Annotated in this window: 13 protein-coding genes and 1 tRNA gene; 3 read left to right on the top strand and 11 right to left on the bottom strand. The window is 63.0% G+C overall.

Annotated elements, in window-relative coordinates; genetic code table 11:
* The first annotated feature begins 45 nt into the window (after positions 1-45).
* Positions 46-1,581: a heme-binding protein gene (locus LAN37_06990; GenBank protein ID MBZ5646954.1), complete on the top strand. Its 1,536-nt coding sequence runs from the start codon at positions 46-48 to the stop codon at positions 1,579-1,581.
* Between the two features lie 711 nt (positions 1,582-2,292).
* Here the strand turns inward: LAN37_06990 and LAN37_06985 are convergent.
* From LAN37_06985 to LAN37_06945, 9 genes are all read right to left on the bottom strand, one after another.
* Positions 2,293-3,735 (bottom strand): NAD(P)-binding domain-containing protein, encoded by a 1,443-nt coding sequence (locus tag LAN37_06985; GenBank protein MBZ5646953.1) that lies wholly within the window; start codon positions 3,733-3,735, stop codon positions 2,293-2,295.
* A 3-nt stretch (positions 3,736-3,738) separates the two neighbouring features.
* Positions 3,739-4,680 (bottom strand): hypothetical protein, encoded by a 942-nt coding sequence (locus LAN37_06980; GenBank protein ID MBZ5646952.1) that lies wholly within the window; start codon positions 4,678-4,680, stop codon positions 3,739-3,741.
* Positions 4,677-5,483 (bottom strand): hypothetical protein, encoded by an 807-nt coding sequence (locus LAN37_06975; GenBank protein MBZ5646951.1) that lies wholly within the window; start codon positions 5,481-5,483, stop codon positions 4,677-4,679. The genes LAN37_06980 and LAN37_06975 overlap by 4 nt, the downstream gene beginning before the upstream one ends.
* Entirely contained in the window at positions 5,467-7,224 is a 1,758-nt protein-coding gene (locus LAN37_06970) for a hypothetical protein (GenBank protein MBZ5646950.1), read from the bottom strand. The genes LAN37_06975 and LAN37_06970 overlap by 17 nt, the downstream gene beginning before the upstream one ends.
* A 3-nt stretch (positions 7,225-7,227) precedes the next feature.
* Positions 7,228-8,940 (bottom strand): hypothetical protein, encoded by a 1,713-nt coding sequence (locus LAN37_06965; GenBank protein ID MBZ5646949.1) that lies wholly within the window; start codon positions 8,938-8,940, stop codon positions 7,228-7,230.
* 89 nt (positions 8,941-9,029) lie between these two features.
* Complete coding sequence (locus LAN37_06960; GenBank protein MBZ5646948.1) at positions 9,030-10,910, bottom strand: hypothetical protein; 1,881 nt, start codon at positions 10,908-10,910, stop codon at positions 9,030-9,032.
* Between the two features lie 402 nt (positions 10,911-11,312).
* Positions 11,313-12,056, bottom strand: a complete 744-nt coding sequence (locus LAN37_06955) for a FecR family protein (GenBank protein MBZ5646947.1) — start codon at positions 12,054-12,056, stop codon at positions 11,313-11,315.
* Positions 12,053-14,341 (bottom strand): CHASE2 domain-containing protein, encoded by a 2,289-nt coding sequence (locus tag LAN37_06950; GenBank protein MBZ5646946.1) that lies wholly within the window; start codon positions 14,339-14,341, stop codon positions 12,053-12,055. Before LAN37_06950 ends, LAN37_06955 begins: the two co-directional genes overlap by 4 nt.
* Positions 14,338-15,705 carry a sigma-54 dependent transcriptional regulator gene (locus LAN37_06945; protein MBZ5646945.1) on the bottom strand — a complete coding sequence of 456 codons (1,368 nt, stop codon included), beginning with the start codon at positions 15,703-15,705 and terminating at the stop codon, positions 14,338-14,340. The genes LAN37_06950 and LAN37_06945 overlap by 4 nt, the downstream gene beginning before the upstream one ends.
* A gap of 712 nt (positions 15,706-16,417) precedes the next feature.
* Between LAN37_06945 and LAN37_06940 the strand changes: the two genes are divergently transcribed.
* A complete protein-coding gene (locus LAN37_06940) occupies positions 16,418-16,660 on the top strand; it encodes a recombinase family protein (protein ID MBZ5646944.1) in 243 nt (80 codons plus the stop codon).
* 313 nt (positions 16,661-16,973) lie between these two features.
* Here LAN37_06940 and LAN37_06935 read toward each other — a convergent pair whose 3' ends face one another.
* Complete coding sequence (locus LAN37_06935; GenBank protein MBZ5646943.1) at positions 16,974-17,747, bottom strand: hypothetical protein; 774 nt, start codon at positions 17,745-17,747, stop codon at positions 16,974-16,976.
* 280 nt (positions 17,748-18,027) lie between these two features.
* On the opposite strand from LAN37_06935, the gene LAN37_06930 reads away from it, so the two are divergent.
* Positions 18,028-18,096, top strand: a tRNA-Ser gene (locus tag LAN37_06930).
* Positions 18,097-18,246: 150 nt separating this feature from the next.
* On the opposite strand, the gene LAN37_06925 is transcribed toward LAN37_06930, so the two are convergent.
* Entirely contained in the window at positions 18,247-18,987 is a 741-nt protein-coding gene (locus LAN37_06925) for a 4'-phosphopantetheinyl transferase superfamily protein (GenBank protein ID MBZ5646942.1), read from the bottom strand.
* Position 18,988: the final 1 nt, after the last annotated feature.

Below are 18,988 nucleotides of genomic sequence, written 5' to 3'. Positions count from 1 at the left end.
ACCGCAGGCTGTCGTATGGTATGAGTTTCTTTTGGGGACCGGCTCGTGCCTGCAAGAATCTGGGATTGGAAACTGGCGCTGGCGCTTTGTCTTGCTGCGCTGCTGCTTTCCTGCGGAAGCAATGGTGGCGGCTCACTGTCTTTTCCAGTGCCTCCACCGCTGCCGCCCCAGACGCTCACCTTGGCCGACGTCCAGTCGGTGGTGCAGAACGCCGTCCAGTCCGTGGATGCGCCGTTCGCTGTTGCTGTCACCGACCGCTCAGGGAACATCCTCGCCGTCTTCCAGAAGCCCGGCACGCCCCCCACCTCCATCGGCAACTTCAGCGCCGTCGTGGACACCAACGAGCTCGCCGTCTCGCTCGCCCGCACCGGAGCATTCTTCAGCAATAACCAGGCGCCGCTGTCGTCGCGTACCGTGCGCTTCATCAGCGGGACCCATTTCCCTCCCGGCATCCAGTTCGTCGCCAATGGCGCGCTCTACGGCATCGAGAACACCAACCGCGGGTGCCCCCTGAACATCCCCTACCTTCCCGGGCAATCGCTTCCGCCGGCGCGCTCCATCAGCGGCGCCGCTCTGGGCCTCGGAATCGCGACCGGCAAGGTGGATGTGAACGATTCCGACCAGACGGCGGTCGATCCCGGCGGCGTGCCGCTGTTCAAGAATGGTGTGCTGGTCGGCGGCGTGGGAGTCGCGGGCGTGGCGCCGAATGTCGCCGAATTCGCGGCCTTCTCGGGCGCCGTTGGTGCAGGGTTTGGCCCCAATCCCGCGCCGCCCGGCGTGGTCGTGATCGACGGCGTGTCGCTGCCCTTCGTGAACCAAACCACGCGCCCCGTCGGCTCGAACCCCGGGACCATCGTCGGAGGGTACGTCGTCGGCCCCATCGCCAGTCCGGGACCGCCCCCGGAAGGCGGCCTGATGGCTCCACAACCGGGCCCGATCGGCGGACTGACGGCAGCGGAGGTTCAGTCCATCATCACCAATGCCGTGGATACCGCCAGCATCACGCGCGCCGTCATCCGCCTGCCGCTGGGTTCCCGCGCGCGTATGGCCATCGCCGTCGCCGACCTGGACGGCACCATCATCGGCCTCCATCGCATGCCCGACTCCACCGTCTTCAGCATCGACGTGGCCGTCGCCAAGGCGCGCAACATGGTGTACTTCAACTCGCCCGCGGGTATCGGCGATCTTCCCGGCATCCCGCCCGGGACCGCCAGCACCAATCGCACCATCAGCTTCGGCGCACAACCATTCTTCCCGCCTGGAATCGACGGCAGCGGGCCTGGACCTTTCTTCTTCAGTCTCTATCAGTTCGACGTCGCGAACCCGTGCACCCAGGGTTCACAGCCGCCGGGTCCGAACCAGAGCGGCATCGTCTTTTTCCCCGGCAGCGTCCCGCTGTACAGAGATGGGGTGCTGGTCGGCGGGCTGGGCATCAGCGGCGACGGCGTGGAGCAGGACGACTTTGTCGCCAACGGCGGCAGCCTCGGCTTCGAGGCGCCCCTCAACATCCGCGCCGACCAGGTATTCATCAACGGCGTGCGCATGCCCTACCTGAAGTTCCCCCGCAATCCCGCCCAATAAACCCACCATGCAGATGTCGCCGGCTGAGAATACGTGTGTTCTGTAGGAACGGGAGCGGGATCCGCGGCAACTCATGTTGCAAACAGCGAAAGGCTCTTACACGCTCAGGTTGAAATATGGGGCCGGGCATCCCAACGGCCCTGACGGCGGAAGATTCATCGACGTCTTCACATTTCCGTGGCTGGATTAGGAAAGTGGATGGAGTTGCAGTGGCTATTTGACCCGACGTCCACGCCCGGTTAACCGCAAGTTGTTGTTTATCAGTCTGGTTTTCGACTCCACCCTCAGTTCAGATGCGCATAACACCTGTGGGTTCCCACAACACGAAGGGCTCGATACCGACTTATGTTCCATTTGTATCGCTCCGCGCTGGTTTGCTGGTTATTTCACTTCGGCTGGCCTCAGTTGGTTTTTCGAATCAGCTGGTGATGATAGCTGCGGAGCAAAGGCTTACACGTTGACATCCAATGCAAAGACGCCTCGCACGCTACCGAAAGCGGATGACCCCGTTCTCAAGGAAGTGGTCCGACAAGCAATCGGCCTCGTCGCGTCGATTCACTATAAGCGTTGCCCTCCAGCAGACTCGTCAGGAGGGTTACATGTCAGGCTACGAGAGAGGCTAAAACTCGCCAGGTCACAGTCGGGGATACCGCTGGGGCCGGTGACAGCAGATCTTTTCGGCAGCATGCCCTGGCAGGCTGCCGTTTTTTCCTATGCGGAGAGGGATTTGTTCACCATCTCGATGCCCACCCTGCGGAGGAACTCCTCGGGCGATTCGCCGCCGATGAGCACGAAGACGTAGTCGTTGGGAATGCGGATCGCCTGCCGTTCGACGCTACTGATGACAACGTGGTCCGTCGCGATCTTCTCCAAATTCGAATTCAGGATGACCTGTACATGCCCGCCTTTGCGTGCCTGTTCCAGGTGCTCCCGGTTACGCTCGCGCGCCCGGCGGAAGGAATCGCCGCGATATGACAAGTTGACCGTGTTCTTCCCAGAACGGCAGAGTGCAAGCGCCGCTTCGATAGCCGAATCGCCGCCTCCGACCACCAGTACCTGCTTGCCGTCGTAGGTATCGGCCTCGATGAGGCGATACGACACCTTGGGGAGATCCTCCCCCTCAACCCCGAGCTTGCGGGGCGTGCCGCGCCGGCCCATGGCGAGTATGACGTAGCGCGCCCGATAGTCGGTTTTCATGGTCTTGACATGGAACCCGGACGAGTTCTTCTGCACCGATTCCACTTTCTCGTTGGTGTTGATGCGCACTCCGGTGTTGGCGATGATGGTCTCCCAGACCGCCAGCAGCGCTTCCTTGGTGCCGTCGCCGACGTAGAGCGCCCCGTAAAGCGGGATGTCGATCGGCTCCGCCATGAGGAACTTCTGTCGCGGGTAATTCCGGATGGTGGACGCGATCTCTCCCTGCTCGAGCGTTATGTATTTCAGCCCGAACTGCTGCGCGCTGAGGGAGGCGCTCAGCCCAGCAGGACCAGCGCCCACGATGGCGACGTCGTACATCCCATCGGTCTGAACTCCTGAACCCTCCGCAGGCAGCCGCTTCCGCACGTGATCGATGACCAGCTTGCCTTCATTGACGGCGGTCTTGATTAGCCCCATGGCGCAAAGCTCGCCGACGATGAACATGCCTGACACGTTGGTCTCGAAGTTCTCCTTCACCAGCGGCACGCGCAGGGTCTGCAAGACCCCGCCGAAGGAGAGCGTGATGGCTTGCGTGGGGCACACTTCGACGCACTTGGCGTGCCCGGTACAGCGCTCGGCATGAGCCAGGATCGCCTTGCCGGCGCTCAGCTCCAGCGTGCCGGTCTCCGGGCATTCGTGGACGCAGCTTCCGCACCCTATACACAGCGAGGCATTGATCACCGGCTTGGGCTTCCCCGTGGCGGCCGCTGCTTCTCCCTGCTGCGCGGCGGCCCCGTGCACAGTCCACATAGCCATGGCCGCGCCACAGTGCGGGCAAAAGGCGGTTCCCAGTTCCATGGACTTGCCGCATCGCGGGCAGGGACGGACTTTTTTCGGAACCTGGTGTTCCCCTGCGCCGCGCACGCTCTTCGCAGCGGTGAGCTTCTTCAGGTATCCGCGCACGAAGAACAGCGTCACCGCACCGGCAAGCAAGAATGTGAGCAGCGATTCGAACATAGATCAGTAGTAGCCGAGCAACAGCACCACCGCGATATGGATCAGCGCGAGCACTGCGAAGGAGTAACTGAAGGGCCGGTGCACGACGTGCCAGAGGTGGAACACCTGCTGCGTGCGAGAGAGGAAGGCCACGCGCTTGGAGAGCGCCGACTTGCGCCGCGCGGTTTCGATGACGCGCTCCACTTCCGGGTTCTCCGTACTCAACAGCCCGCCGAGCGAGAGCGCGATGCCGGTCCATCGCAGGGCCCGGCGGCGCAGGCGCGCGATCTGGAAGGGGCGCATCAGGTCGAGGGCGATCACCAGCAGCAATGCCCGGTACAGCGGCATACGCCGCACTTCCTCCGGGCCCGGCATGCGCAGTACACGCTGCAGGTCCGCAGCCGCGAGGATCCGCTGTCCCGCGAGTTCGCTCTCCATCTCTTCCTGTTCGTTCCCCAACTCCTTCAGGGACACTTCGGCGGAATCCAGCGACCGCGGGATCTGGGCGTAGATGTACCGCCCGATGATCCCGCTGATGGCGACCGCCACCATGATCCAGAAGGCGATCCCGGCGATGCCGTGGAACTTGAACGAAGAATGGAGGGCGATCACCACCGGCGCGGTGAGTCCGGCCACAACGTGGTAATCGAGCCAGTGTTTCGATTTGCCCTGTTTCGCCAGCCACGGCACGCGCTTTCGCAGCGCGTAAAGAAAGATCAACAGGAACAAGCCGGCGCCGAGAATGCCCAGCTTGGTCCCGATCCGGCCGCTGGGCTTCAGCAGCGCGTGCTTGGGTGAGAGGGGCCGGTCCGCAGCGCCCAGGACGTAGTAGTCGGCGCCGTAAAAGGCTAGCGCGGACAGCAGCACCACGGAGGCCATGGCCGCCGCGTACACCCGCATCCGATGCCCGCGTTCCTTGTCAGCCGCGGGCGCCACGTAGGTTGTCAGAGTTGCAGGAGTGCTCATTTCTTTCCTATGTCGCTGGACACCGATTCCTGGGTGTCGACCATGAACCGTTTGTATTCGCTGAAGCGGTGTTCGTTGCGCCAATGCTGGCGAAGGGTTTCGACGTCAACGGTCGCCAGTACCGGGAAGCGGTATGTCTGCGTCCACCCCGGCAGACGGATGGGGGCGTAGTCGACATGGGTAGAGAGTGCACTCAAGCCGACGTCGCGCATGTCCTTGGCGACGGCGGCGTCGATGCGCGCGATCATTCCGGTGGCGGGGTCGATCCACGCCGTGCCGGCCAGGTCCAGCGGATACTCCCGGCCACGCACCGCGAGCGCTGCCGGTGTGCGCGACCCTGGGACATGCGAGAAGTGCACGCGCAGCAAGCGCTGTCCGTCGATCGTGTCATCCGCTTCGGCATCGAAGCGAAAACTACCCCGGTAGTAGGGATGGAAGATCAAGAACAGGGTGGAGAACCCATTGCTGATCAGCATGGGGAGATTCTTTGTCTTGCGGTCCTGCGCGGACGGTATCCGCGATTCGTTCAGTTGCAGATCGTCGTTCCCTCCCGACAACAGGACGAGGTAATCGTAGGTGCCATGTTCGGTGTATTCCGCGTGGCCTCCCTTGTTGAGCTTCTCCAGTGTGACCCGCTCCGTGCATTTCACGTCCGAGACCTGGTCCAGGAAGGCGCTGACCTGGTGGCTGGTCTTGTCGAGCACTTTTTCCAGGTCTGTGTCCTGGGCCCAGGCGCGCGGCTCCGCCCGGATCAGGAACATGGCCAGGGCAAGGGCGAGACGCGCCCTACTTCTGTTCGGCATCGGCCTTCTCCTGCTTGCGCCACCGGTTGTCGAACCGGTAGCCGAAGCTGGTGTACCACTGGGTATAGTTCTGGATCGCTCCACGCTGCAGCGTGAACCCGCCCTCGAGGAAGTAGCGCGACCCGAGATTCAGGTCCACGTGGGTGTTGATGAAGCGCGAACCGTTGTCCGTGGTGAACGGCGAGACGAATACCTGCGAGCCGGCCTGCACTTCCCAGCGGATCGCCTCTCGGAAGTTGCGGGACAAAGAGAGGGCGCGGTAGGAGCCTTGCGCAAAAGCGCTGTCGAACTTGGAGTAGCGGAGGTCGGCGCGCAGCCCGGTCCGCCAGATGCGCCCCAGCGTCACTCCAAACATCGTGTTCCACGAGCCCTTGGTGTCGCCGCTGCTGCTGCTGCGGCCGATGTTGGTGTACACGGTCACGTGCTGCGGCAGCTCCACGCGCGCTCCCCCGCTCACCCCTTGGAATAGGTACTTGTCGAGCAAGCCGGTGCCGACGAGTTGCGGGTCGTAGGTGGGCACGTCGCGAAAATAGTTGTGGTTCAGGTCGAGCGACACGCGCGGATGGACCTGGAAGCGCAGGGTGAGATAGCTGTGGCCGATGCCCATTCCCACTGGCGGCAAGGTGGGATCGGGCGAGCGCGGGTTGTCGATCTGGACCGCGTGGTACAGCGAGAACACGCGCTTGTAGGAGATGTTGTTCTCGGCGAAGGCGAAGGGGCGGTCGATCCGCCAGCCCAGCGTTTCCACTCCGAATCCAAAGGTGCTGCTGTACTTGACCGCGTCCCAAGAGCCACCTTCGAAGTTGATGAACGATCCGGCGATGCGGCGGTTCGGGTTGTAGCTCCAGGAAGCCGGGTCGGGCGTGGACCCGGCGAAGATCCCGGCGGTCGTGCCCTGCGCCAGCCGCCGCCCGAAGTAGCCGCCGTCGATGGTCTCGAGGCTGCTTGCCCACGGCAGGTACATGCGTCCCAGGCCCGCCACCCAATGCGAATCAGGGTTCACGTAGGTCAGGCTCATGTGATACGTGCGGTTGAGCAGGTCCTGGATCGATTGTTGTGTTGCATCGGAGGCACGTGAGTCGATGCGCCCGCGCCAGTAGCCGCTCAGGTTCCAGTGCGAGCCGTTGATGCGGGTGATGTCGGCGCGCAGCACCAGGCCCACCTCCGAGGAACTCGAGGCAAACGCTCCACCGCTTCTCATGCCGCTGTAGTCGAAGCCGATCCGCCCGCGCGCCTGGTTTACTTCCGGCAGCGGCGGCCGGGGCACCAGGTCGCGCACTTCCTCGTCCATGGGGTCGCCCTCGGTGAAGCTAACCACGGCGGGATACTTGCGCGTGCTGCTGAGCGCGCGCTTTTGTACCAGCACTTCCACCTCGTCGGAGGGAAGGGTGGCCACGTCGCCGGCCACAAGATCGCGAGTGTGCGAGACCACTTCGCACACTGCCGATGTCTCCGCCACCGACACGACTTTCAGTTCTGCGATGAGCGGCACTTCGACCGGCTCGTCGCTGTTGTTGCTGCTGCTGGACGCGGTCACACTGGGGGCCTGCTTGATGACCAGCTTCATCCCCTCAGAGAGTCCGGCGCGGCGGCCGCCCTCGACGTACACGGCGCCGAGCGTCACGTAACGGATACGGAAGGTGGTCTGCACACCCTGCTCCGAGACCTGACCGTCGCTGTCCGACGCGCAGAGCGCCATCATGCAGGCCATCAGTACCGCCCAATGGATCCAGCGCGGCATGGCTTAGCCACCTCCCTGTCCGGTGGGATGACACGAGTAGCAACTGGTCGCGTTGTAGTTGTAGCTGCCAACCTCGGTGTGTTTGGGATTCACGACCGAGGCGTCATGCGCGTGGCAGGTGATGCACGAGAACACCGCGAAATTGCTCGGGTTGACATGGCAGTCGTTGCACGTCATCCACTGCCCAGCATGGGCCCCGGAGTAGATGGGGAACCAGGTGTGGTTGAACGTCGCTCCCAGCCACGTCGCCGTGTTGTGACAGGTGCCGCAAGTGGTCGGGAAGTGGGCGGCCACGTGGTTCGGATTGGTGACGCTGTTGTAGTCCTTGGCATGGCAGGAGAAGCAGTCCGTCGGAGTTCCGGCGAACTGTCCGTTCACGTGACAGCTTGCGCAGGCCACGTTTACGTGCGCTCCGGTGAGCGGGAAAGGCGTCAGGTTGTGGTTGAAGGAGGCGGGATGCCAGGCCGAAGTCGAGTGGCAGACCGCGCAATCCGTCGGGAACCCGGCGGCCTTGTGGTTCGGATTGGTGGTGTTGTTGTAGTTGGTAAGGTGGCAGGAGACGCAGGTCGTCCCCAGGTTGGTGAAGTTGCCGTTCACGTGACACGAGACGCAGGCCAGAGTGGCGTGCACTCCGGTCAACGCAAAACCGGTGGCGGCATGATTGAACGTGGCCGGCGTCCAGCCGCTGGTCGTGTGACAGATGGAGCAGTCGGTCGGGAAGCCGAGGACCTTGTGATTCGGGCTGGTTGCGCCGTTGTAGTCGTTGATGTGGCAGGAGGAGCACGCCGTCGAGGTGAGGTTGTAATTCCCGTTCACATGGCACTGCTGGCACGGCACGGTCGCGTGCATGCCGGTGAGCGGGAAGCCGGTGAAAGCGGTGTGATCGAATTTTGCGTTCAGCCAGGTCGCAGTGGAGTGGCACATCCCGCAGTCGCGGGGGAACCCTGCCTTGGCGTGGTTCGGGTTCGTGGTCCCCAGGAAGTCCTGGGAGTGGCAGCCGTAACAGGTGGCTGGTGTGCCCTGGAACCTGCCATTCACGTGGCAGGAGGTGCAGTCCAGAGTGGCGTGCATCCCGGTTAGGGCGAACCCGGTGAATCGTGCGTGGTCGAACTTCGCGCCCAGCCAGGTGTCCATGGAGTGACAGGTCTGGCAGGTGGTGGGAAAGCCCATGGCACGATGGTCGAATGCCTTGTTTGCAAAGTCTTTCTGGTGGCACGAGTAACAATCGGTAGACAGCCCTTCGAAGCGGCCGGCGGCGGCATTCTTGTGACAGGCATCGCATTCCACCGTGGCGTGCACGCCGATCAGGGGGAAGCGGTTGTCGTGCTGCCGGATCTGCTGGATCGATACCATCCAGCCCTTCACCGTGTGGCACTGCTCGCAGTTGGCTCCGAACTGGCGGCGATGGATGTCGGCGTGGCAATCGGCGCACTTGGTGGGCGCGCTGCTGAACACCAGGCTGGTATGGCACTGGCGGCAGCTTACGCGTTCATGCATGCCGCGGAGCGGGTAGCGCGTCCTGTTGTGGTCAAACTCCGGGATGTTACGGATCGGCTTCCACGCTGTGTTGGTGTGGCAGTTGTCGCAATTGATGGAGAGGGCTCCGTGCGGGCTCCGGGTCGTGGGACGAGGCGCAGCTCCGCGCTGCTGCGCCTGCGGCATCGGCCACAGGAATCCCAGCATCGCCAACGTCAGCGAGATCAGCCCTGCTTTCAAATCCCCCGCATCCTTTCGGCCAGAGAAATCACTACCTACACTGCACGCCTCGGACCAAACGCGGCGTTCGGTGCCCTACCGCCCGCGCACTATAGGCCCTTCGTAACCACGACCGTGGCGCCGTGGCAGGCGGCGCAGGCCGTCGGCGTCGGCTTGTAAAACACGACTTTCCTTTCGCTCACCGCCCGGACATTGGTGTGACAACCGGCGCAACGGACGTCCTTGTGCGCCCCCTTGAGCCCAAAAATCGTCTTCTCGTGGTCGAACAGCGAGGGGCGCCATTTGGTGGTGTTGTGGCACTCGGCGCAGCGTGTCTCCTTGTCCGCGCGCGCGAACTGGGCGCCGTGTGGGTCCTCGTGGCACTCCTCGCACTTTGCTGGCGCCGAACTGAAGTTGACGTGCATAAGCGTCCGTTCCATGTTCGGTGGGCGATGGCACCCGGCGCACTCCACGGCGCGGTGCGTGCCCACCAGTTGGAATTTCGTGCTGTCATGGTCAAAGCGCGTGAGGTCCTGCCACGACTTGGTCGAGTGACACGCCTCACATCCCGCGGAGCGCCTGTTGGCCGCGGCCCTCTGCATCCGCGGCACGAACTCGCCGCGGTGCGGATCGGAATGACAGGTGGTGCACGCCAACGCGTCGAAGTGATAACTGATGGTGCGTCCGGCCTCCGCGGGCTTGTGGCAGTCGATGCAGGCGACCGCAATGTGCCCGCCGGTCAGCACGAATGTGCTCTCCTGGTGCCGGACGAGGGTGAACATCGACGGCTTGAAGCCGGATTCGGTGTGACACTTCTCGCAGCGGTTCCAATAAGGGGCGCGCGCGAACTGCCCGCGATGCGCATCGGTATGGCAGTCGGTGCAGGCCGCGAACTTCACCTTGAACAGCGTGGCGCGGCCCGAGGGCGCGTGACATTTGGCGCACTGTACGGTCGCGTGCTTTTCGCGCAGCGGGAACCCGGTCCGGTTGTGCTCCGCCAGCTCGAACTTCGCCGGCTTGAAGCCACCCACCGTGTGACAGCTTTCGCAACGGCCGCCGTCGGCGCGTTTGGCGAACTGCCCGTTATGCGGGTCGGGCTTGTGACAATCGGCGCAAGCCTGAAATGCAAGCGGAGTCTTGAAATCGCCGCCGCGGTGGCAGGTGTCGCAATGCACCTCCAAATGCCTTCCCAACAGCGCGAACCTGGTCTTCGAGTGATCGAAGCGCGCCATGAACGACGTTCGCTTCCAGCCGGCGGTGTTATGACACGATTCGCACCCTTGCTGAAAAGTGCCGCGGTGCGGGTCGCTGTGGCAGGACTCGCATTGCTGGAACTTCAGCCCGACGAACTTCACCACGCCATCGGCCGCGGGCACGTGACATTTCTGGCAGGCTACCTGTGCGTGCAGGCCGGCCAATGCGAACCGCGTCTTGGAATGGTCGTAGCTGCGGGCGATCCTCCAGTCGGTGGCGTTGTGACACTGCGCACAGTTCGTCCCCAATTGGCCGCGGTGCTTGTCTTCGTGGCAGCCTGCGCAGCTGGTGGAGAGGCCGAGAAAAGTGTGGCTCAGGTTAGTCGCCGTGAGCTTTTGCCGCTCCCCAGGCGGGAACTTGTCCGGCGTATGACACTTGGCGCAGGCCAAGCCGGCGTGTTTCCCGTCGAGCGAAAATCCGGTCTTGGAGTGATCGAACCGGGCGGGTGACGGGTCCCAGTGCGAGAGCGCGAAATTCTCGCCATTATGTTCCGAGTGGCAGCGGGCGCAGGACGTATTCCCGCCGCTCGCGCCGACATAGACAGGATGCATGCCTTTCTTCTGCTGCAGGCGCGTAGCGATCTCTTGATGACAATCCAGGCAGCGGAAATTCGGCGAACCCGCCGAAACTTCGTGGCAGCGCGTGCATCCGGCGGGGCCACTGAGGCGGGAGTGCGCCTTCGACAAAGGGCCGGGAGAGAGCTGGGCTGCCGCAACCGGGGTGAACAGAGCGGCCATCGTCACTACCAGCAAGGCCAGGCAGCCCCGGCCTCTCCCGGTCAGCCACACGGGGAGACGTGTCGGCTGAAGGAAAAAAACGGCTGACGGGAGCTCATGCGCCGATAGTTTGCCGTCAGCCGTTTTCACGTGAGTGGCCTTTGATTCCCAGGCGTCGATGTGCGCGCCACGGTGGCACACAGGTTCATGGCCGCCGATAGACACCCCCGCCTGGATTTGACCAAGGGAAGTGCACGTTACAGTCCATCGCGGAGAGGGGTGCGGACTGTTCGAGCGGTGCGCTTGTCAGGCGGAAAAACCGGGCGGGAGTCGGCCGAAATCGTCCGGGGAGGACGCGCAGGTGTGTCCATCGGACCCACACTGGGTCCGATGAGTACCCAACTGCGGAAAATCACAACGGAGCTAATCGGGCTCGCGGCTTCTTCCAGGCTGCTGCTGTTGCTGCTGCTGCTGTTGGTCGCGCTCCTGCCTGGAGCTCGAATCCCCGCGCGAAGAGTCGGGCTGCTCTCGCTCTGATCGGCCACCAGGTCCTCTGTTGTCGTCGAGGTTGTTGATCCGCTGTGGCCGTTCCGGATCCCGGTCCCGCGGCACGTACGTCCGGTACCCAGGCCCCACAAGCACTGGACGCGCTCCGATCATCATGCCCCGGACCTCGACGACGCCTTCGTACACGTAGAGGGATGTCTTGCCTTTCTTGTCCACTTCGGTCAGGAACTGGGTCCCGCGCACCGTGATGACGGCGGTCGGAGTCCCCATGCGGAATGAGGGTGTGCTGCCCAATTTCTTTTGGATCTTCGTCAAGACTTCGCCGATGAACAGTTCGAGCGAGAATTTCTTGCCCTGGGTCGGATCTTTCAGGACGACGCGGCTGTGGCCTTTGATCTGTACTTGCGAGCCGTCCTGCAGATTGAGAAGAACGCTTCCTTTCTCGGTTTCGATGACGGTCTCCGGCGCTAGGACCTGTCCGCGCTGCGTCGGAACCGCGGCTCCCTGGACCGAATGGATGGAGACGTTTCCCTTGATGGCCGCAATCGTTCCTTGTCCGACCGCCAGCGATGTCTGCTGCGGGGCCGGAGCTTGCCCTGTCGCCAGCGGCAATACCAACATCAGCAGGAACGCGATGCGCCAGACTGTACGAGATTTCATGTCGTGCCTTTCGCAGCTAGCGCCAGTGACCTGACCGGAAGATGAATCTCAAACGAAGCGCCCTCTGCGGTAATACTGATGTGTACCGAACCGCCGTGCTTTTCCGCAATACGTTTCACGAAAGCAAGGCCGAGTCCCCATCCCGCTTTGTTCGCTTCCGCTTCCGGAGTTCGGTAGAAGGGCTCAAAGAGCCGGGAGACGTCTTCCTCCTTGACCGGCACCCCTTGATTCTGCACGCTCAGTACCATCGCGTCACGCGCACAGGCGCATTTCACGAGAATGTCCTTGCCGGGCTTCCCGTACTTGATTGCATTGCTTACCAGATTGAGTACGGCCCCGGTGAGCAGTGGTGCGTCGCCGGAGATCGCAACCGGTTCCTGGCCCTCGAAAACCAGGCGTGAGCCGGCAGCAGCGGCGAGTGGCTGAAGGATGTCGAACACCTGCTTCACGACTTCATCGAGATTCACGGCATCCGACCGGAGAGGCCTTGCCCCCGCGTCCAGCCGCAGCACGTCGAGATAGCTGTTGATCAGCGCCAGCAGCCGCTTCGATTCCCGGAAGATGGTCTCCGGAGCCGCGGCGCAGGACGGCGAGTCGGGGTATTGCATCATCACCTCGGCGAAGCCCTGGATGGAGACCAAGGGCGTGCGCAGTTCGTGAGTGATGAATCCGAGGGCCTCGGCGCGGGCACGGTCGCGCTCCACGCGCGCGGCCAGGTCGGTGAGCAGAACCACGGTCCCGCCGCCCGGCGACAACGTCGTCGGAGGCAGGGGTACAATGCGCACAAAATACAGCGCATCGCCGATAAACGCCTCGCCCTCGACGGTGTGCCCGGTGGAGACCAGCGGGGCGTCTTCCTTCGGAGCCAACCGCGAGCGCACGTCGTCAAGCGCCAATCTTGGCTGATCTTCGCATTGGAAGACGTGGGCGAATGAGCTGTTCTTGAGCAGCAAGTGTCCGCCGTCATCGAAGATCGCCACCAGGTCCTGGGTCGATTCCAGCAGCGTCTCGTGAAGTTCGTAGAGCGAGCCGAGTTCCGTCTGGAGATCGTGCAACAGCTCGAGTCTCCAGGAAAGGTCGGCCTTGTCCGCCAGGGAAACGTTGTGCCGCCGCGACGCCAGCCAGTGCCTCAACTCTCGCAGTTGGCGGAGGTGGCTGCGCTCCACGATCACCAGGTCCGAGGTGTAGACCAGCAGCGGGCCTAGCAGCACGGCAAGGATCATGGAGCCGGCGGGCACGATGCGGAACCAGAGCGCGAACACCGCCAGCGCGCCACCGTACACCGCCGCCCCCATCACCAGGAAAACGCCGGCCGCGGGCCAGCCGCGCAAGCGGCTGAAGGCCAGCACCACGATCACGCAAGTCACCAGCAGCAGCGCGGCGGAGGACCCCATCGGGATGTCCCGCAGCGTGCGCCCGCTGATGATGCTGTCGAAGATATGCGCGTGCACTTCCACGCCCGGCGTCGGTAACTCGCCGCTGAGGGGAGTGATGACTCGGTCGCTGATCTCGGCCGGCCCGAAGCCGACCAGCACGGGCCTCCCACGCACGCGGGCAAGATCCTTGCCTTGCAGCACCGCTGCCGCAGAAACGGTCTCGAAACCGCCGCGCCGGAACGAGATCGGCACCAGCACCGGCTTGGCGATGGTCGCCACGAGCGCATCGTCCTGGAAGGGGATGTCATACGCGGAGAGGAACTGCGCCGTCCGGCGGGGATCGACGCGGCGCGCCAATTCCACCGCGAATGCCCAGCGCGGGCCGTCGGTGGTCAGCTCGCGCGGCGGGAATCGGCGGCAGACTCCGTCGCGATCCAGGACGGCGAGCGCATGCCCGACCGCGCCAGCCGATCGCGCGAACTCCGGCAGCGGCTCGGTCCAGCGCGGCCCGTCCGGATAGGTTCCGATCTTGTCCACCAGCACGGTGCGCTGGTCGAGTGCGTCCCGCAATCGGCTGTCGGCTGCAGGAGACTGCGGTTCAGCCAGCAGGATGTCGAGTCCGATCACACCCGCGCCCGCATCCTCCAGGTTCCGCGTGAGCTGTGCCAGCAGAGTACGCGACCACGGCCAGCGCCCGTAGCGGCGCAGGCTTTCGTCGTCGATCAGGACCAGCATAGCGGTGGCCGGCGAGGCCGGCTGAGGCGCGACGTGAAAATACGTGTCGGTGAGACGAAGCTGAAGTTCGCGGATGACAGGGGCGACCGAGAGGCCGGCCGCGAGTACGAACAGCATCGCCGACAAACCACAAGTCCTGCCCCAGCCGCCTCCGCGTGGCATCTTCGCGCTCATGGCTCTTCCGTTGTGTGCAGGTCGATCCCCAGCCGCAGCGCCTTCTTGTAAAGGGTCTTGCGCTCGATACCCAGACGCCGCGCGGCCTCCGACTTGTTGCCGCGCGTCTCCTTCAGGATGCGCACGATGTGCTCGCGCTCGAGCTCCAGCAGCCGGTCCGGCGGCACAGCCGCGGCAGTGCGCGGCGTGGGGGTGGAGGACGCCCGCTGCGCCTCGGCCTGGATGTCCGCCAACGTGATCCGGCCGGTCGGGGCAAAGATGGCGAGGCGGTTCACTGTGTTCTCCAGTTCGCGCACGTTGCCCGGCCAATCCATCTGTTGGAGGCGCTCGACCGCGCCCGCCTCGATGGTCAGATTGCGGTCGTTCTTCGCGTTGAATTGCTGGAGGAAATGCGTGACCAGCAGCGGGATGTCCTCGCGCCGCTGGTCCAGCGATGGGACTGCGATCTGGACTACGCTCAAGCGGTAATACAGGTCCTCCCGGAACTGCCCCTTCTTGATCATCGCGGGCACGTCCCGGTTCGAGGCCGACAGGATGCGCACGTCCACCGGGATGTAGGCGCTGGAGCCGACGCGCCGTACTTGCTGTTCCTGGATCACCCGTAGCAACTTCACCTGGAAGCCGAGCGTCGTTTCCGTCACTTCGTCGAGGAACAACGTGCCGCCGTTGGCCGCTTCCACCAGTCCCTTGTGCACCTTCTCGGCGCCGGTGAACGCTCCCTTCTCGTGGCCGAAGAGTTCGCTTTCCAGGATGGTTTCGGTGAACGACCCGCAGTTGACGGGAATGAAGGGCTGCGGCGCCCGCTTGGAATGCTGGTGGATGGCTCGCGCCACCAGTTCCTTGCCCGTGCCGCTGGCGCCGGTGACCAGCACATTGGCGTTGCTGGGCGCCACCCGTCCCACCGCTTTGTACACCTCCAGCATGTTGGGGCTGCTCCCGATGATCGCGGAGTCTTCCAGCCGGACCTGGGCAGGAGCGGGCGGCTTGCGGCTGTGCGAGCGGAATCCGTCGGCGCGGGTACAGATCTGGCGTATCTGTTCGATGGTCAGCGGCTTGCTGACGTAATCGACGGCGCCTTCCGCGACCGAGCGCGCGGCGGTCTCCACGCTGATTCGCGCCGTCATCACCACCGGGTAAAGCTCAGGCTGCAGCGCCTGGAGACGGCCCAGCAGGTCGATGCCGTTGGCCGAGCCGAGATAGATATCCACCAGCGCCAGGTCTGCCTTGTTGGCCGCGAGGTGCCGTTCTGCGCTCTCCGCGTTGAGGAAGGCCTGGCAGTCGTGGCCTTCCGCGGAGAATACGGCACGCAGGAAGGCACACGTGTCCGCGTCGTCGTCGATCACCACCACACGCAAGGGCCGCATCAAGCTGGTCTCGCTTCTTGCGACGGAATAATGAGCACGCTGTTTAATCTGACTTCTTCGAGTACTTCGAAGTCAAGCTGTTGCCCGACGTGAGCATCCGCCGAGGATACAGTCTGTGCAATTCGCAGCTTCACAGGCGTGCCGTCTTCCAACAGCAGCGTACTGGGTACCGTGGCGCTGGCATTGATTGTGGTTTCAGGTGGGCCAGATTTCTTCGGCTCAGCGAGAGGTGCCGGTGCTCCAGTGTGGGTAGCTGAATCCCCGCCCGCAGTTGCGTTTGGGGTTGGTGGGTTTTGGGTTTGTACTGGGACAGGCGGTTCGGGCGCGGCTTGATCCGATTGCGGCCAAGCTGGCGCGGGAAGAACGAAACACACCATGAGAACGTATGCGACGCAGTGGCGCGCCATGCGACCTCCAAGGCGGACTGGTATCTTCGGGGTGCGCCAATTCTCCGCCTGCGTTACGTCGCAGGCAATCGAATTCGCGGTGTATGCGACGACCGTCCCCGCCATTGTTCAGTGGATGCTTTCGGCGTGGGTGTGATACTCCTGCCGCATGCAAGCCGCGACATCGCCAGCGGCGTCCCCGGGGCGATGGTATTGGTTTAGAGCGGCGCCCACCTACCTGCACGATCACAAACGATTCCTCCTGTCTCTCATCCAACTTGCCGTGTTGTTGTTCGTTGCCAGGAAAGTGGACTTGATCCTCGCCGATCTCGAACCGGTCGCTAAGGCACCTCATCAACGCACTAGCCGAGCTTGAAGCCCTTGGAGTGGCGTTCGTCCGCCTGCGCGACAACCTAGACCTCAGCACGCCCTCGGGCCGGCTCATGTTCCAGATCATTGTCGCGGTGGCCGAATTTGAGCGGGCGCTGACCCAGGAGCGCGTGAAGGCCGGACTTCGGAATGCGCTTGCGGCGATTCTGAGCCAACCGGGAGCGGCGGTCGTCAATTGACCTTGGCTGATTTTTCGGAACTTGGGCCGGACTTGGGCTAGCGCGAAAATGGAAAAGCTGGGTAAACGATAGGAAGTAGATGGTAGGCACGCGTGCCCCTGAGCGCGCATGCCAGCAATTCTGTACGGTCCACGACGATGCAATGTCGACCGTGCCGCTTGTCTTTGAACGTCCCTGCTTCTGTCTCGGCCAAGTCGACAGTCGCCTTGCCCGCAAAGCAGTAGATAAGTTATCGCCCTAATCGGACATATGCCCACGGCATTTCAGGGAGTCATTCAGCTGAAATCTCAGCAACGCTCGCGCAATCCCACAATCAAAGACTTCCAGGTCTCAACCATCGCTCCAAGCTATTTGCGAGTGCGTCTACCGCCACCTTTGCGCCGAATGCCCACAGGAATAGCTTGACGTAGTCATGAACCGTCCCAAAGTTCTGCCCGAAGTAATTCATGCTGAGGCCGGTGAGGATGGCGGTTAAGTAGGCAAGCATGCCTAACAGACGATCTCGATGCTTGATCTCGGCCAGATAGTCAGCCGCTGAACGAGTCGAGCGATAGGCTCCGTATGTCCTGGGGCTGTACAGGCCAAAGCCTGCGAGCACCGGCGCTTGGACTGCCAATGCTGGCGTCGTCACCCCAGCGTCGACGAGCAGTTGTGCATAAGCACTCTCGAGCGAGCTCACATCCTCGTGAGCCTTCTTTACCTTTGTGGCATCTGCGCTATCAAGCCCCCAAATCTCGACCCACGTTTGTTCAGCGGCTTGTTGAACCTTTGCAACCTTGTCCCGATGGGCCTCTACGTAGTCGTGATGTGACTGGACGAATTCCGGTAATCCAGGGCCCAGCTTTTTCAATCTGCTCCAGAGATCCAGCCAAGTTGGAATAAACTTCGTGGCGGTCACGACTCGCGCTTGCAGGTCGTTGAACTCGGCGATTGTCAATGCTCGGCCATTGAGGAGAGAATCCGTTTCTCGCGCTATCGCTGGTTCCGAATCTGACCGCAGTTCACGTCCTAAAGCCTGGCCTTTTGATTGCGCGAGCACCCGCAGCTGCTGGCCAAAGACGGCCCAATTCTTTGCGACAGCTTCCAAGCTCGGGAGCTCCGTATCCAGCTGCTGGAAGATTTTGTTGGAAGAGTCGAGGGCTCCTGAGAGGCTGGATTGAAATTGGTCGATGTTGGACCACAACCTCCCGGGAAGCCCTTTGTGAATTGGCTGCCACTAACTTGGGCATCCAGAGACAAAACCCGTCACCGGCTGGGGTCTTCCTGGATGAGGCAAACACCGCACCCGCGGAATTGGCTGCAATTTGGCTGCTTTAAACTGGGGTAAAAGGGCAGGGAATTTGAGCGCAACTGTCCTGATTTCAGGTGGATAGGTACGGGAGAATCCAGCCCTGGAAAGGCTGGTGTCGGCGGTTCGATTCGGTCCCTGGCCACCATACTCAGAGTCAAGATTGAAATTCTTCGGGAGAGGTCCTTCGCCGCAAAGTGCGGCTCAGGATTTCGCCAGCGGGCTCTCCCCGTCGCTTTACGCCGGGTCACGCCCGCTAGGCGGCTCAAGTTCGATTCCGTCCCTGGCCACCATCAATTCAACGACTTGCACGCTTGGTTGGCGCCCCTTGGCTGCGATTTGCTGCACCCAGGTTCAGGGCGATGGGCTGGGACGGCGCCGGAACGGCAATCAAGGTTCGCACCAGGTTGCCATTGCGTTGCCACCATCCGTGAAAGACCTGACCGTCCGCACAACGCGCTTGCAGCGGATGCCAGGCCCGGGTGCACTGCTGCTGCTCCGGGCCACAGCTAACCTGCACGGAGCGGGTGTCCAGCCGAAGTCCCTCGCGCAGCGTTTTCAGTGCGCTCTCCTTCGCGCTCCAGAGGAGGGCCACAAGCAGCGACCGGTCGGCGGCGACGGTCCGCGCGATCGACGCCTGCTCGTCTGCGGTGAAGTAATCAGCGATGAAACCGTCGCTGTGCGGCTCGACGATCTCCAGATCGCAACCCAACGACGCGCCGGGAGACGCCAAGGCACACGCCGCTGTGCCGGCACTGTGGCTCAGTGAAATGACGACCGCAGCAGGTTTGTCAGCGAGGAAAACCTCAGGCGCTCCCGATGCCGCCGCGCGTATCTCGATGGTGGCAAGCGTGCGTGCATCACTGGGCAGGTTCAAGTACGTGGCCACTGCACACTTCGCCGTCCAGCGTCCCAGCCGCCAGTCGGCTCGGCGCTTGGGAAAACGCAGGCCGCGCAGGCGCGAGAGTTCGACGGCGCTGAGCCACGCATCGTCCTCGGGCAGCTCGGCCTCTGTCTGCTCCAGCCAATAGGTATCCATG

Source organism: Terriglobia bacterium, assembly GCA_020073495.1.
GTDB lineage: Bacteria > Acidobacteriota > Terriglobia > Terriglobales > Acidobacteriaceae > JAIQFD01.
Note: the sequence above shows the minus strand (reverse complement) of the source record. Positions and strands in the feature narration are given on the sequence as shown.

What these genes read in the sequence shown, in the direction of transcription:
- LAN37_06985 (MBZ5646953.1), bottom strand. Translation starts at nt 3,735, where the DNA reads ATGTTCGAATCGCTGCTCACATTCTTGCTTGCCGGTGCGGTGACGCTG.
- LAN37_06980 (MBZ5646952.1), bottom strand. Translation starts at nt 4,680, where the DNA reads ATGAGCACTCCTGCAACTCTGACAACCTACGTGGCGCCCGCGGCTGAC.
- LAN37_06975 (MBZ5646951.1), bottom strand. Translation starts at nt 5,483, where the DNA reads ATGCCGAACAGAAGTAGGGCGCGTCTCGCCCTTGCCCTGGCCATGTTC.
- LAN37_06970 (MBZ5646950.1), bottom strand. Translation starts at nt 7,224, where the DNA reads ATGCCGCGCTGGATCCATTGGGCGGTACTGATGGCCTGCATGATGGCG.
- LAN37_06960 (MBZ5646948.1), bottom strand. Translation starts at nt 10,910, where the DNA reads ATGGCCGCTCTGTTCACCCCGGTTGCGGCAGCCCAGCTCTCTCCCGGC.
- LAN37_06955 (MBZ5646947.1), bottom strand. Translation starts at nt 12,056, where the DNA reads ATGAAATCTCGTACAGTCTGGCGCATCGCGTTCCTGCTGATGTTGGTA.
- LAN37_06950 (MBZ5646946.1), bottom strand. Translation starts at nt 14,341, where the DNA reads ATGAGCGCGAAGATGCCACGCGGAGGCGGCTGGGGCAGGACTTGTGGT.
- LAN37_06945 (MBZ5646945.1), bottom strand. Translation starts at nt 15,705, where the DNA reads ATGCGGCCCTTGCGTGTGGTGGTGATCGACGACGACGCGGACACGTGT.
- LAN37_06925 (MBZ5646942.1), bottom strand. Translation starts at nt 18,987, where the DNA reads ATGGATACCTATTGGCTGGAGCAGACAGAGGCCGAGCTGCCCGAGGAC.